This window comes from Streptomyces kebangsaanensis, from assembly GCF_001906585.1.
Lineage (GTDB): Bacteria > Actinomycetota > Actinomycetes > Streptomycetales > Streptomycetaceae > Streptomyces > Streptomyces kebangsaanensis.
In genome coordinates, this window is sequence record NZ_JUJA01000150.1 from 10,773 (window position 1) to 23,850 (window position 13,078).

The window sequence follows — 13,078 nt, forward strand, 5'->3', positions numbered from 1 at the left end:
GCCCACCTCGTTGGAGACGGCGACCACCGTGCGCCGGGTCGCGCGCACGGCGCTCGTCAGCGCGGTCACCCGCTCGCGCAGGGCGCGCTCGCCGCCGTCGGCCCACTCGGCGTCGTCCCAGGCGCCGACCGAGTCCATCGCGTCCGTCAGCCACAGGGACAGGCAGTCGACCAGGAGCGGCGGCCCGTCCTCCGCCAGCAGCGGCACCAGGTCGCACGTCTCCGCGGTGCGCCAGGAACCCGGCCGCCGCTCCCGGTGCGCGGCGACCCGGGCCGCCCACTCGGTGTCCCCGCCCCGGGACCCGCCGGTGGCGACGTACAGCACGCCGGGGAAGGACTCCAGCCGCCGTTCGGCCTCCACCGACTTCCCCGAGCGCGCCCCGCCGAGCACCAGCGTGCGCCGGGGTACGTCCGGTACGTCCTCGTACGCCCCGACCACCAGCCCCGTACCGTCCGGCACCGCCCGCGCCCCGGCCGCCGCGAGGCGCCGGTCCAGCTCCGGCCCCGGCGGCACGTCGTGGTCCAGATGGACCGCCACGACGTCCGTGGCCGGCCCCACCGCCCCCACCGCCCGCAGCTTGGCCAGGGCGTCGGGACGCCCCACGACGTCCGCGAGGACCAGGTCGTACGACTCCGCCGGACCCTCCTCCAGACCGGCCGGCGCGCCGCCCGGCGGCAGGTACAGCAGCCGCAGCCCCTCCGGGCCGGTCACCGCGTACCCGGTGCCGGGGGCGTCCAGCGCCACCGCCCGCACCCGATGCCCCGTCAGCAGTGCCAACTCCCGCCCGTCCGGCACCCGGCCGGGCTGCGGCAGCCCGTCCGGCACCTCGACGGCCGGCCCGTCGTGCGGATGGGACAGCAGCACCTGCGCCACACCGCCCAGCGAACGTCCCGCCCGCGCCGCCGCGAACACCGCGCCCGGTGTCAGGTCCAGCAGCAGCGAGCCGTCCACGAGCAGCGCGGTAGCCGCCCGCGCGCGGTCGCCCAGCGCCGTCGCACAGGCCGCGCAGGGACAGTCGGGGCGGGGCAGTCCCGCGGGGGCACCGGTGCCGAGCAGAGTCACGTCCACGGACCTGATTTTCACCCGTCTCCGCGGGTCCCGCGCACCGGAGGCCCGCCAGGGGCGCGGGACCTCTGACGGCGCACCCGGCACAGCGCATACGCTCTGTCCGGGAGCCGGACCGGGATCCGGCTCCCGCTGTGCAGTGTGCTCACATCAGGGAGGCGTACATGGCGGCATGGACGTGGCGGTTCGAGACGGCCGACGGGACGGAGGTCCAGCCCGCGGTGCAGCCCGAGGAGTTCACCACGCAGGGCGACGCGGAGTCCTGGATCGGGGAGAACTGGAAGGCCCTGCTCGACGGCGGCGCGGACCAGGTGCGTCTGTTCGAGGACGCCACGGAGATCTACGGCCCGATGAGCCTGCAGGCCCAGGAGGCCTAGGGTCCTCCTCCGGAGCGGGGGGCGGCCGGTCGCGGCCGTCCCCGCTCACTGCTGGCCCAGCGTCACCTCCACCGTCCTCCGGCCGCCGTTGCGGAGGAAGGTCACCGAGGTCCGCTGCCCCGGCTTGTCCGCGGCCAGCGCCTCGGACAGCGAGGTGATGGTGGCGATGTCCTTGCCGCCGAGCTTGACGATGATGTCCCCGGACTGGATGCCCGCCTTGTCGGCCGCGCCGCCCGCCTTCACGTCGACGACGGCGACCCCCGCGGGCTGGTAGTCGGCGTTGACGACCGTGCGCCCGGTGATGTCCAGCGCGGCCCGGCCGGACTCGACGACCCTGCCGTAGCGGACGATCTGGCCGGCGATCGTCTTCACCGTCGACGCGGGGATCGCGAAGCCGATGCCGGGCGCCGCGCTGCCCCCGAGCTGGGGCTCGGTGGCGGCGAGCGTGGGGATGCCGATGACCTGGCTGTCGAGGTTCACCAGCGCGCCGCCGCTGTTGCCCGGGTTGATCGCGGCGGAGGTCTGCACCATGTTGGCGATGGTCGCGCCCGTGCCGCCGCCGCTCTGTCCCTCGCTCACGGTGCGTCCGGTCGCCGACACGATGCCCTGCGTCACGCTCGACGACAGCCCCAGCGGCGATCCCATGGCCAGCACGATCTGCCCCACCGCCACCTTCGCGGAGTCGCCGAAGGTGGCGGGCCGCAGCCCGTGGGGCACCTGGTCCAGCTTCACCACGGCGAGGTCCTGCTCGGGGTAGGAGGAGACCAGGTGCGCGGTGAACGCCGTCTCGCTGTTGGCGGTGGTCACCATGAAGGTGCTCGCGCTGCCCACCACGTGCGCGTTGGTGACGATGTGCCCCTTGTCGTCGTACACGACCCCCGACCCCAGCTCGCGGCCGGTCTGGATCTGCACCACCGACGGCAGCGCGTCCTTGATCACCCGCAGGTAGTCGTTCTGCAGCTGGTCGGCCGACAGGGGGGCGTCGGCCCGCCGCCCGGCGTCCCCGGTGGCGGAGACGTCCTTCGTGCTCCGGGCCTCCGGGGCGGCCGAGCCGGTGCACCCGGACAGCAGCGCGGCGCAGCAGAGCCACGCGGTGAGGAGACCGGCCGGCCGGGAAGCACGGGCAGTGGAAGGATCCATGTCCCGAGTCTCCCCTCGGGGCGGGGGCCCGGCTTGCGATGTTCACCCGAACGAGCGCCGACCGGCGCTCAGCCGCGTACCCCGCACAGATGCAGCAGCGCCGCCACCGCGCGGTACGGGTCCGTGCGCCCCGCCCGCTCCTCGGCCGCCAGCAGCGTCTCGGCATCGGCCGGCGGCTCGGCGTCGTCCGCCGCCGTGTCCGTGAAGACCCGCACCCCGTACCAGGTGTGCAGCGGTGCCCCGATCCCGGCGAGCGTCGCCGTCAGGTCCGCCAGCCGGTCGGCCCGTACCTCCAGCCCCAGCCGGTTCCGGTACGCCGTCGTGTCGAACGAGGCCAGCGCCGTCGACCAGTCCCCGGACAGGCCCGGGCGCAGCGCCAGCGCGTCGCCGTTGCGCACCAGCAGCGACAGCAGGCCGCCCGGCGCGAGCATCCGCGCCAGCCCCGCCAGCAGCGGGTCGGGCTCCTCGACGTACATCAGGACGCCGTGGCACAGCACCACGTCGAAGCTGCCCGGCAGGAAGTGCACCCCGGTGTCCCGGCCGTCGCCCTCGACGATCCGCATCCGCGCCCGTATGCCCTCCGGCTCGGCGGCCAGCGCCTCACGGGCCACGGAGATCATCGTCCGGTCCCGCTCGAGCCCGGTCACCTGGTGCCCGGCCCGGGCCAGCCGCAGCGCCTGCGTGCCCTGGCCCATCCCCACGTCGAGCACCCGCAGCCGCTGCCCGACCGGGAACCGCCCGGCTATCTGCTCCTCCAGCTGCCGGGCCACCAGCTCCTGCCGTACGACATCACGCAGCCCGCCCAGCTTGTCCAGCCACGCGTTCGCGGCATCCCCGGAGAAAGCGGTCGCGCTCAGGGCCGCTCCCCGCGCTTGACCTGCGGCTTGGGCAGCCGGAGCCGGCGCATCTGCAGGGAGCGCATCAGGGCGTAGACGATCGCGCCCCGCTTGTTCTGGTCGGGGAAGCGCTCGTTCAGGCGCTTCTTCAGCCGGAAGCCGGTGACGATCCAGTCCAGCACGATGAGGACGATCACCGCGAGCCACACCAGCATCACGAGGCTCTGCACCTCGGGCTTCCGGACCATGCTCAGCACCAGGATGAGCACGGCCAGCGGCAGGAAGAACTCCGAGATGTTCACCCGCGAGTCGACGAAGTCCCGCGCGAACCGGCGCACCGGTCCCTTGTCGCGCGCCGGGAGATAGCGCTCGTCGCCGCTGGCCAGCGCCTGGCGCTGCCGCTCCATCTGGGCACGGCGCTCGTCGCGCTGCCGCTTGGCGGCCTCCTTGCGCGTCATCGGGGTGTTGGCGACACTGCGGCGCCGGGTCTGGGCCTCACTGCGCTTGGGCGTGGGCCGACCCTTGGGGGCCTGCGGGTCGCGGGGCTGCTTGGAGTCGGTCACCGGCGCCTTGTCGGCGGTCGGGGCCTTCTCTTCCTTGGCACGGCTACGGAACACAGAACCCAAGGGTACGGGCTCGACCCGCATGGACCCCAGCCCGGTGGGGAACGATCCGGCAACACCGGTCGTCTGGAGAGGGGACAGAGGGGACTATGTGCCCGCCCCGGTCCGGCGGCCCTCGGGGGTGAGATCCTCCCTGCGCCGGAGCGGAAGCGGACGCAGTCGTCCTCGGGGATGACCTCATCCGTTCCCGAACAGTGCGGTAATGGATGCAGGGCCCGTACTGTGGGTTCTGTCGCAAGCTGTGTGAGCTGGAGTCCGTCAGAAGGGGGCGCGCGAAGCCCATGAGCGGTGTCATGAAGCGTATGGGGATGATCTTCCGCGCGAAGGCGAACAAGGCCCTTGACCGGGCCGAGGACCCGCGCGAAACCCTCGATTACTCGTACCAGAAGCAGCTGGAACTGCTGCAGAAGGTGCGGCGCGGCGTCGCGGACGTGGCGACCAGCCGCAAGCGCCTGGAGCTCCAGCTCAACCAGCTGCAGCAGCAGTCCGGCAAGCTGGAGGACCAGGGCCGCAAGGCGCTCGCGCTGGGCCGCGAGGACCTGGCCCGCGAGGCGCTCTCCCGCCGCGCCGCGCTCCAGCAGCAGGTGACGGACCTGGAGACGCAGCACTCCACCCTCCAGGGCGAGGAGGAGAAGCTCACCCTGGCGGCCCAGCGCCTGCAGGCCAAGGTCGACGCCTTCCGCACGAAGAAGGAGACCATCAAGGCGACCTACACCGCCGCCCAGGCGCAGACCCGGATCGGCGAGGCGTTCTCCGGCATCTCCGAGGAGATGGGCGACGTCGGGCTGGCCATCCAGCGGGCCGAGGACAAGACCGCGCAGCTGCAGGCCCGGGCCGGCGCCATCGACGAGCTGCTCGCCTCCGGCGCCCTGGACGACCCCTCCGGCATGGCCAAGGACGACATCCAGGCCGAGCTGGACCGGCTCTCCGGTGGTACGGACGTGGAGCTGGAGCTGCAGCGCATGAAGGCCGAGCTGGCCGGGGGCACGTCCGCCGAACGGCAGGCCATCGAAGGCGGCCAGGGCCAGGAGCAGCCCCAGCAGCAGCCGCAGGACACCCCCCGCTTCGACAAGCAGTAAGCCGCGTCGAGGCACACCACGTCACCGACAGCCGGGGCCACGCCGAGGAGGGCGGACATGATCGTACGGATCATGGGAGAGGGACAGGTGAGGCTGGCCGACAGCCACCTCGCCGACCTGGACAAGCTGGACGACGAACTCCTGGCCGAAATGGAGCACGGCGACGGCCCCGGCTTCCGTCGCACCCTCGCGGCCCTGCTGTCCAGGGTCCGCGAGGTGGGCGAGCCCCTGCCGGACAACTCCCTGGAACCGTCCGAACTGATCCTCCCGGCCGCGGACGCGACCCTGGAGGAGGTACGGGACCTGCTGAGCGACGACGGCCTGATCCCCGGATGAGGGCCCCCCGGGGGGACGTGAGGCTCCGGCCCCCCGCGGGAACCCGGGACCGCACACGAACGTGACCACCGCCCTCGACCGCGCCCGCCGCCGCCTCAAGGCGCACCCCCTCGCGCTGGACGCGGCCCTCGCGGCCGGGGTGCTGGTGTGCATGGTGGCCGGCTCCTTCGTGGACCCCCGGGGGGAGCACGGCGTCAGCTGGGCCCTCCGCCGGCCCGAACCGCTCGGCCTGCTCCTCATGACCCTCGGCGCCGCCGCGCTCGTCCTGCGCCGCCGCGCCCCGCGCACGGTCCTCGCCGTCACCGGCACCGTCTCCCTCGCCGAGTGCGTCACCGGCGACCCCCGCGCCCCCGTCGCCATGTCCGCCGTGGTCGCCCTCTTCACCGTCGCCGCCGCCACCGACCGCCCCACCACCTGGCGCCTGGGCCTGACCACCATGACCGTGCTGACCGGCGCCGCCATGCTCGCCGGCCCGATGCCCTGGTACGCGCAGGAGAACGTCGCCCTCTTCGCCTGGACCGGCATGGCCGCCGCCGGCGGCGACGCCGTCCGCAGCCGCCGCGCCTTCGTGCACGCCATCAGGGAACGCGCCGAACGCGCCGAACGCACCCGCGAGGAGGAGGCCCGCCGCCGCGTCGCCGAGGAACGCCTGCGCATCGCCCGCGACCTGCACGACGTCGTCGCCCACCACATCGCCCTGGTCAACGTGCAGGCCGGAGTCGCGGCCCACGTCATGGACAAGCGGCCCGACCAGGCCAAGGAGGCCCTCGCCCACGTCCGGGAGGCCGGCCGCTCCGCGCTGGAGGAGCTGCGCGCCACCGTCGGACTGCTGCGGCAGTCCGGCGACCCCGAGGCCCCCACCGAACCGGCCCCCGGCCTGGACCGCCTCGACGAGCTCGTCGGCACCTTCCGCAGCGCCGGCCTGCACGTCGAGGTCGCCCGCACCGACCAGGGCGCCACCCTGCCGGCCGCCGTCGACCTGGCCGCCTTCCGGATCGTCCAGGAAGCCCTGACCAACGTGCAGAAGCACGCCGGCACGACGGCGAAGGCCGAGGTCAGCGTCGTACGCGTCGGACCGGACGTCGAGATCACCGTCCTGGACGACGGAGCCGGCACGGACGGCGGACCGCGGGAGGGCGGTGGCCCGCAGGAAGGCGGCGGGCACGGGCTGCTCGGCATGCGCGAGCGGGTCACCGCCCTGGCCGGCACCCTCACCACCGGTCCCCGCTACGGCGGCGGCTTCCGCGTCCATGCCATCCTGCCGGTCGACACCCGCACCGGCGCCCCGAAGGAGCCCGCATGACCATCCGTGTCCTGCTCGCCGACGACCAGGCCCTGCTGCGCAGCGCCTTCAGGGTGCTCGTCGACTCCGAGCCGGACATGGAGGTGGTCGGCGAGGCGTCCGACGGCGCCCAGGCGGTGCGGCTGGCCAGGGAACAGCGGGCCGACGTGGTGCTGATGGACATCCGCATGCCCGGCACCGACGGCCTCGCCGCCACCCGCATGATCAGCGCCGACCCCGCCCTCGACCGGGTGCGCGTGGTCATCCTCACCACCTTCGAGGTCGACGACTACGTGGTGCGGTCGCTGCGCGCGGGCGCCTCGGGCTTCCTCGGCAAGGGCAGCGAACCCGAGGAACTGCTCAACGCCATCCGCGTCGCCGCCCAGGGCGAGGCGCTGCTGTCCCCGGCCGCCACCAAGGGCCTGATCGCCCGCTTCCTCGCACAGGGCGACCCGGCCGGCGACGGCCACGACCCGGCCCGCTCGGCCCGGCTGGACGCGCTGACCGTGCGGGAGCGCGAAGTGCTCGTCCAGGTCGCCGGCGGACACTCCAACGACGAGATCGCCGAGCGCCTGGAGGTCAGCCCGCTGACGGTGAAGACCCACGTCAACCGGGCCATGGCCAAGCTGGGCGCCCGCGACCGGGCACAGCTGGTCGTCATCGCCTACGAGTCGGGACTGGTACGGCCCAGGGCGGAGTGACCGTACTGCGCCCGGAGTAGGAGCCGCGCGCGGAAATGGACCAGGGGGCTACGGATCGCCGCCCGTCCGTGCCCGAAGGTGTAGGGGTGGCGCCCACTGTGCGTCCGCGTCGCCTGTGCCGTTTATCGTTCGTACCGTTTGCCGTCCGTGCCGCGCTCCTCGTGTGCCGTTCACAGAATCGAGACCCTCACCCATGTCCTGGCTGTCCAGATTCAGCCTCGCGCAACGGGCCCTGATCGGACTGATGTCGATCGTCGCGCTCGTCTTCGGGGCGATCGCCATACCCCAGCTCAAGCAGCAGCTGCTGCCCACCATCGAACTTCCCATGGTGTCCGTGCTGGCGCCCTACCAGGGCGCGTCCCCGGACGTGGTGGAGAAGCAGGTCGTCGAGCCCATCGAGAACAACCTCAAGGCCGTCGACGGCATCACCGGCGTCACCTCCACGGCGAGCGAGGGCAACGCCGTGATCATGGCGTCCTTCGACTACGGCAACAACACCAAGCAGCTCGTCGCCGACGTGCAGCAGGCCGTCAACCGGGCCCGCGCCCTGCTCCCGAACGACGTCGACCCGCAGGTCATCGCCGGTTCCACGGACGACATGCCCACCGTGGTCCTCGCCGTCACCTCCGACAAGGACCAGCAGGCCCTGGCCGACCAGCTCGACAAGACGGTCGTACCGGAGCTGAAGAACATCGACGGCGTCGGCCAGGTCACCGTCAACGGCGTACGGGACCTGCAGGTCACCGTCACCCCCGACGACAAGAAGCTCGCCGCGGCGGGCCTGACCTCCGCCGCCCTGAGCCAGGCCCTGCAGGCGGGCGGCGTCACCGTCCCGGCCGGCTCCTTCGACGAGGGCGGTGCCAACCGCACCGTCCAGGTCGGCGGCGGCTTCACCTCGCTGAAGCAGATCCAGGACCTGATGGTCACCGGCGAGGGCGCGAAGAAGCCGGTGCGCCTCGGCGACGTCGCCACCGTCAAGCAGGAGCCGGCCAAGGCCGACTCCCTCACCCGCACCAACGGCAGGCCCAGCCTGGCCGTCGTCGTCACCATGGACCACGACGGCAGCGCGGTCGCCATCTCCGACGCGGTCAACGACAAGCTGCCCGACCTGCGCAAGAACCTCGGCGCCGGCGCGAAGATCACCATCGTCAGCGACCAGGGCCCGGCCGTGGCCAAGGCCATCGACGGCCTGACCAGCGAGGGCGCGCTCGGCCTGCTCTTCGCGGTCCTCGTCATCCTCGTCTTCCTGGCCTCGGTCCGCTCCACGCTGGTGACGGTGGTGTCGATCCCGCTGTCCGTCCTCCTCGCGCTGATCGTGCTGTGGACCCGCGACCTGTCGCTGAACATGCTGACGCTGGGCGCGCTGACCATCGCCATCGGCCGGGTCGTCGACGACTCGATCGTGGTCCTGGAGAACATCAAGCGCCACCTCGGCTACGGCGAGGAGCGCCACACGGCCATCATGACCGCCGTGCGCGAGGTGGCCGGCGCGGTGACCTCCTCCACGCTCACCACGGTCGCCGTGTTCCTGCCGATCGGCCTGGTCGGCGGCATGGTGGGCGAGCTGTTCGGCCCGTTCAGCCTCACCGTCACCGCGGCCCTGCTGGCCTCGCTGCTGGTGTCGCTGACGGTCGTGCCGGTGCTGTCGTACTGGTTCCTGCGCGCACCCAAGGGCACGCCCGCCGAGGCCGAGGAGGCCCGCCGCCTGGCCGAGGAGAAGGAGGCCAGGAGCCGCCTGCAGCGCCTCTACGTCCCCGTCCTGCGCTTCGCCACCCGGCGGCGCCTGACCAGCGTGCTGATCGCGGTCGGCGTCCTCGTCGCGACCTTCGGCATGACCCCGCTGCTGAAGACGAACTTCTTCGACCCCGGTGACCAGAAGGTCCTCAGCATCAAGCAGCAGCTGAAGCCGGGCGCCAGCCTGGCGGCGACGGACGCCGCGGCCCGCGAGGTCGAGGACGTGCTCGCCGGCGTCGAGGGCGTCAAGGACTACCAGGTCACCATCGGCTCCTCCGGCTTCATGGCGGCCTTCGGCGGCGGTACGGACACCAACCGGGCCTCCTACCAGGTGATGCTTCAGGACTCGGCGTCCGCCGACGACGTACGCGCCCGTATCGAGAACCGCCTGGGCAAGCTGTCCGGGATCGGCGCCACCACGGTCAGTGCCGGGGACGGCTTCGGCTCCCAGGACCTGAAGGTGATCGTCAAGGCGGGCGACGCCGACGTGCTGCGCCGGGCCTCGGAGCAGGTCCGCAAGACGGTCGCCGGCCTCGACGACGTCACCGACGTCACCAGCGACCTGTCGCAGAGCGTGCCGCGCATCTCGGTGCGAGCGAACACCAAGGCGGCAGCGGCGGGCTTCACCGACCAGACCCTCGGCATGGCGGTCGCCCAGTCGGTCAGGGGCACCACGGCCGCGAAGGCGATGCTGGACGACGCCGAGCGGAACGTGGTCATCAGGTCGGCGAAGCCGGCGCAGACCCTGGCCCAGCTGAAGAACCTGCGCCTGGGCCCGGTGAAGCTGGGTGACATCGCGACCGTCGAGCTGGTCGACGGGCCGGTGTCGATGACCCGGATCGACGGCCAGCGCGCCGCCACGATCACGGCCAGGCCGACCGGGGACAACACCGGCGCGGTCAGCGCGGCCCTGCAGTCCGAGCTCAGCGCCCTGAAGCTGCCCGCGGGCGCGAAGGCCGAGATCGCGGGTGTCAGCGCCGACCAGGACGAGGCCTTCGCGAACCTGGGCCTGGCCATGCTGGCGGCCATCGCGATCGTCTTCATGCTGCTGGTGGCGACCTTCCGCTCGCTGGCCCAGCCGCTGATCCTGCTGGTCTCCGTCCCGTTCGCGGCGACCGGCGCGCTCGGCCTGCTGATCGCCACCGGTACGCCGATGGGCGTCCCCGCGATGATCGGCATGCTGATGCTGATCGGCATCGTGGTGACCAACGCGATCGTGCTGATCGACCTCATCAACCAGTACCGCGAGCGGGGCTACGGCATCGTCGAGGCGGTCGTGGAGGGCGGCCGCCACCGCCTCCGCCCCATCCTCATGACGGCCCTGGCGACCATCTTCGCCCTGCTCCCGATGGCCCTGGGCGTCACCGGCGAGGGCGGCTTCATCGCCCAGCCGCTCGCGGTGGTCGTGATCGGCGGCCTGCTCACGTCGACCCTGCTGACCCTGCTGCTGGTCCCGACGCTCTACGCGATGCTGGAGCTCCGCAAGGAGCGCCGCGCGAAGAAGCGGGCGGCCAAGCGGGAGGCGAAGGCGAAGACGGAGGAGCTGGAGCCCGCAGGCGTCTGACGCCGTGTGACAGTGCGAACGGCCGGGTCTCCTGGGAGACCCGGCCGTTCTCCTACGCCTTCAGGGAGTTGACGAAGGCGTCCCAGGCGCCGACTGGGACGACGATCGCAGGGCCGTGCGGGGACTTGCTGTCGCGGACGGGGACGACACCGGGGAAGTCCTCGGCGATCTCGACGCATTCGCCCCCGTTCGCATTGCTGTAACTGCTCCGGCGCCAGCGGGCAGAGATCAGCTCAGGGCTGTGTCGCATGGCTTGTAGTCCTCCATCGCCTGTCGGATCAGCTCCGCCGAGGCGGCCGGCGAGAGAGCGTTGGCGCGGAGCACCTCGTAGTGCCGTCGCCACTTCTTCACCGAATCCGGGTCCTCATAGAGGTAACCGACCTCGATGCCCTCTTCGTAGGCCACGGTTGAGCCGTTGGGAAGGGTCAGCAGGGTCAGGGCGCCGCCCATCAGATAGTGCGCACCGGCACTGAAGGGCATCACCTGGACCTTGCTGTCCGGAGTATCCATCTGTTCGAGCAGCCAGGCCAGTTGCTTGTACATGCCTTCCCGACTGCCGATGGGGCGCCGGAGCACGGACTCGTCGATGATCGCCCACCGCAGCGGGGGCTGGGCCGAGCGGATCCTCTCCTGTCGGGACAACCGCGCGTTGACACGCTCCTCCACCTGCTCCGGCAGCAACCCCTCCCGCAGGCTTAGCTGGGCGTCGGCGTACTCCCTGATCTGCAACAGCCCTGGGAGAGCCTGCGCCCCGTAGTTCTCGACGACCTCCGCCTGCGCCTCGAAGTCCATGAACCGCCGGTACTGGTCCGGGTGGGCCTCGCGCTTGGCCAGCTCGTACAGCCCGTGGAAGTGCTTGTCCGTGCCGAACGCGGCGTCGAGCCGGTCCGGCAGATCCGGTGGCGGCATCAGCTCCGCCGTCTCGATGCGGGCCAGCGTGCTCTTGCTGGAGTTGAGGATGCCCGCGAGCTGGAGCAGCGACAGCTTGGCGGCCTCGCGGTGACGGCGCTGCTCGGCGCCGAAGTAGTGGCGGGCGGAGAGGTAGGGGGTGAGGGTCTGCGGCTTGAACGTCATCGGTCTCGCCTTCCTGGCTGATCGTCCCGTTCTCAACGCCGGGACGCGGCGCTCCTGTTACCGCCACGTGTCTCAGCGCGACGATTGCGGCACAGAAGGTAATGACCGGAGATTCGGCCCCGCAGTGAAACGGCCGGATCCCACCGAAAGGAGCGACGCGATGATCCGCGACGGACGGGACGGCACGCCCCTGCGATTGCTGCCGTGGACGACACCGGAGGGTGCCCCGTGCTACCTGAGCACCGACGACCCGCGCAGCCGTCTGTCCCTCCTGGCCGACGAACTGGAGGCGGACCTGCTCGACTCGGCCGAGTTCGTCCTGTCCGAGGCCAGACCGCTGCTCACCAACGAGGCATCGGGGGAACGGGAGTTGCGCTTCACGGGCGTACAACTCGCCGCGGCGCTGACAGACGTGCTGAGGATCGCGACGAGCCGGGGCGCGCGACTTCCGGAGAACTGAACCCCGCCCGCAGGTTCGAGTGCCGCCGGTGACCCGCACCTGGTTCGACTTGCTCGGGGGCGGAGTTGTGCTGGGGTGGATCCGGAACGATCTTTCTTTGTGACGTGTCCTTGACAGGCGATGATGAGGGACGTTTGAATCTTGATCACATTTTGAGGATCTTGTAAATCGGGGGGCGGGGTTCTGTGCTGGTCGGGCTAAACGGTTATGGTGCGGCAGGGCATCGTAGGCGGAGGCATCGCATAGGTTTTGGGGCAGTGATGTCTGTCCTGGCCGCGCTCGCCGCGATGCCGACGCTGCCTGGGCCGGTGGCCTACGCCGCCCCTGCGGAGGCGGATTCCGCGCCGATGTCCGAGGGACAGCAAGCGCTCGCGCAGGCGCAGCAGTCCGGTCAGCGGGTGGAGGTGGTGGGGGAGCGTACGGAGCGCACCACGGTCTATGCCAATCCCGACGGCCTCACTTTCACGTTGGAGGAGTCGGCGGTCCCGGTCCGCGCGGCCAAGCCGGGCGGCGGCTGGCAGGCGCCGGATGCCACGCTGGAGAAGCGTTCCGACGGCTCGGTCGGCCCGAAGGCGGCCGCGGTGGGAATGACGTTCTCACCCGGCGGTGACGCGGCGCCGTTGGCGCGGATCGCCGACCAGGGCGTGTCGATGGAGATCGGCTGGCCGGGGAAACTGCCGGCGCCGCGGCTGGACGGGCCAAGCGCCGTGTACGCCGATGTCCTGCCCGACGTGGACCTGAAAGTGACCGCTACACCCGAGAGTTTCCAGCCGGTGTTCGTGGTCAAGACGCCCGAGGCCGCGGCGA

At 71.9% G+C, this 13,078-nt stretch carries 13 protein-coding genes and 1 pseudogene; 8 read left to right on the forward strand and 6 right to left on the reverse strand.

Annotation, left to right across the window (positions count from 1 at the left end):
- Positions 1-1,068: bifunctional adenosylcobinamide kinase/adenosylcobinamide-phosphate guanylyltransferase (locus RH94_RS24455; RefSeq protein ID WP_234426009.1), on the reverse strand; the 1,068-nt coding region annotated here is incomplete at its 3' end.
- 161 nt (positions 1,069-1,229) lie between these two features.
- Here RH94_RS24455 and RH94_RS24460 point away from each other — a divergent pair.
- Positions 1,230-1,442: a hypothetical protein gene (locus RH94_RS24460; protein WP_073949985.1), complete on the forward strand. Its 213-nt coding sequence runs from the start codon at positions 1,230-1,232 to the stop codon at positions 1,440-1,442.
- Positions 1,443-1,487: 45 nt separating this feature from the next.
- Here RH94_RS24460 and RH94_RS24465 read toward each other — a convergent pair whose 3' ends face one another.
- The 3 genes from RH94_RS24465 to RH94_RS24475 form a co-directional block, all read right to left on the reverse strand.
- Positions 1,488-2,582, reverse strand: coding sequence for a S1C family serine protease (locus tag RH94_RS24465; RefSeq protein WP_073949987.1), 1,095 nt, complete (start codon positions 2,580-2,582; stop codon positions 1,488-1,490).
- Between the two features lie 68 nt (positions 2,583-2,650).
- Positions 2,651-3,352: a class I SAM-dependent methyltransferase gene (locus RH94_RS24470; protein ID WP_073949989.1), complete on the reverse strand. Its 702-nt coding sequence runs from the start codon at positions 3,350-3,352 to the stop codon at positions 2,651-2,653.
- Between the two features lie 83 nt (positions 3,353-3,435).
- Complete coding sequence (locus RH94_RS24475) at positions 3,436-4,065, reverse strand: DUF3043 domain-containing protein (protein ID WP_073949991.1); 630 nt, start codon at positions 4,063-4,065, stop codon at positions 3,436-3,438.
- 278 nt (positions 4,066-4,343) lie between these two features.
- Here RH94_RS24475 and RH94_RS24480 point away from each other — a divergent pair, with 278 nt between their 5' ends.
- The 5 genes from RH94_RS24480 (at position 4,344) to RH94_RS24500 (ending at position 10,737) form a co-directional block, all read left to right on the forward strand.
- The gene (locus RH94_RS24480) at positions 4,344-5,120 is read left to right on the forward strand and encodes a PspA/IM30 family protein (protein ID WP_073949993.1); all 777 of its coding nucleotides are present in this window, start codon (positions 4,344-4,346) and stop codon (positions 5,118-5,120) included.
- A 57-nt stretch (positions 5,121-5,177) separates the two neighbouring features.
- Positions 5,178-5,456, forward strand: a complete 279-nt coding sequence (pspAA, locus tag RH94_RS24485; RefSeq protein WP_073949995.1) for a PspA-associated protein PspAA — start codon at positions 5,178-5,180, stop codon at positions 5,454-5,456.
- 61 nt (positions 5,457-5,517) lie between these two features.
- A complete protein-coding gene (locus tag RH94_RS24490; RefSeq protein WP_073949997.1) occupies positions 5,518-6,759 on the forward strand; it encodes a sensor histidine kinase in 1,242 nt (413 codons plus the stop codon).
- Complete coding sequence (locus RH94_RS24495; protein WP_073949999.1) at positions 6,756-7,439, forward strand: response regulator; 684 nt, start codon at positions 6,756-6,758, stop codon at positions 7,437-7,439. The genes RH94_RS24490 and RH94_RS24495 overlap by 4 nt, the downstream gene beginning before the upstream one ends.
- A 193-nt stretch (positions 7,440-7,632) precedes the next feature.
- Positions 7,633-10,737, forward strand: coding sequence for an efflux RND transporter permease subunit (locus tag RH94_RS24500; RefSeq protein ID WP_073950001.1), 3,105 nt, complete (start codon positions 7,633-7,635; stop codon positions 10,735-10,737).
- 52 nt (positions 10,738-10,789) lie between these two features.
- Here the strand turns inward: RH94_RS24500 and RH94_RS24505 are convergent, their stop codons facing one another.
- Positions 10,790-10,987 (reverse strand): DUF397 domain-containing protein, encoded by a 198-nt coding sequence (locus RH94_RS24505; protein ID WP_073950003.1) that lies wholly within the window; start codon positions 10,985-10,987, stop codon positions 10,790-10,792.
- Positions 10,966-11,811, reverse strand: a complete 846-nt coding sequence (locus RH94_RS24510) for a helix-turn-helix domain-containing protein (protein ID WP_073950005.1) — start codon at positions 11,809-11,811, stop codon at positions 10,966-10,968. Before RH94_RS24510 ends, RH94_RS24505 begins: the two co-directional genes overlap by 22 nt.
- 160 nt (positions 11,812-11,971) lie before the next feature.
- Here RH94_RS24510 and RH94_RS24515 point away from each other — a divergent pair, with 160 nt between their 5' ends.
- On the forward strand, positions 11,972-12,271 hold the full coding sequence (locus RH94_RS24515; RefSeq protein ID WP_073950007.1) for a hypothetical protein: 300 nt from the start codon (positions 11,972-11,974) through the stop codon (positions 12,269-12,271).
- Between the two features lie 260 nt (positions 12,272-12,531).
- Positions 12,532-13,078, forward strand: a pseudogene (locus RH94_RS24520) (LamG domain protein jellyroll fold domain protein); the annotation flags it as partial.

Coding starts and splice junctions, on each gene's coding strand:
- RH94_RS24495 (WP_073949999.1), top strand. CDS start 6,756: ATGACCATCCGTGTCCTGCTCGCCGACGACCAGGCCCTGCTGCGCAGC.
- RH94_RS24460 (WP_073949985.1), top strand. CDS start 1,230: ATGGCGGCATGGACGTGGCGGTTCGAGACGGCCGACGGGACGGAGGTC.
- RH94_RS24515 (WP_073950007.1), top strand. CDS start 11,972: ATGATCCGCGACGGACGGGACGGCACGCCCCTGCGATTGCTGCCGTGG.
- RH94_RS24510 (WP_073950005.1), bottom strand. CDS start 11,811: ATGACGTTCAAGCCGCAGACCCTCACCCCCTACCTCTCCGCCCGCCAC.
- pspAA (WP_073949995.1), top strand. CDS start 5,178: ATGATCGTACGGATCATGGGAGAGGGACAGGTGAGGCTGGCCGACAGC.
- RH94_RS24465 (WP_073949987.1), bottom strand. CDS start 2,582: ATGGATCCTTCCACTGCCCGTGCTTCCCGGCCGGCCGGTCTCCTCACC.
- RH94_RS24505 (WP_073950003.1), bottom strand. CDS start 10,987: ATGCGACACAGCCCTGAGCTGATCTCTGCCCGCTGGCGCCGGAGCAGT.
- RH94_RS24475 (WP_073949991.1), bottom strand. CDS start 4,065: ATGCGGGTCGAGCCCGTACCCTTGGGTTCTGTGTTCCGTAGCCGTGCC.
- RH94_RS24500 (WP_073950001.1), top strand. CDS start 7,633: ATGTCCTGGCTGTCCAGATTCAGCCTCGCGCAACGGGCCCTGATCGGA.
- RH94_RS24480 (WP_073949993.1), top strand. CDS start 4,344: ATGGGGATGATCTTCCGCGCGAAGGCGAACAAGGCCCTTGACCGGGCC.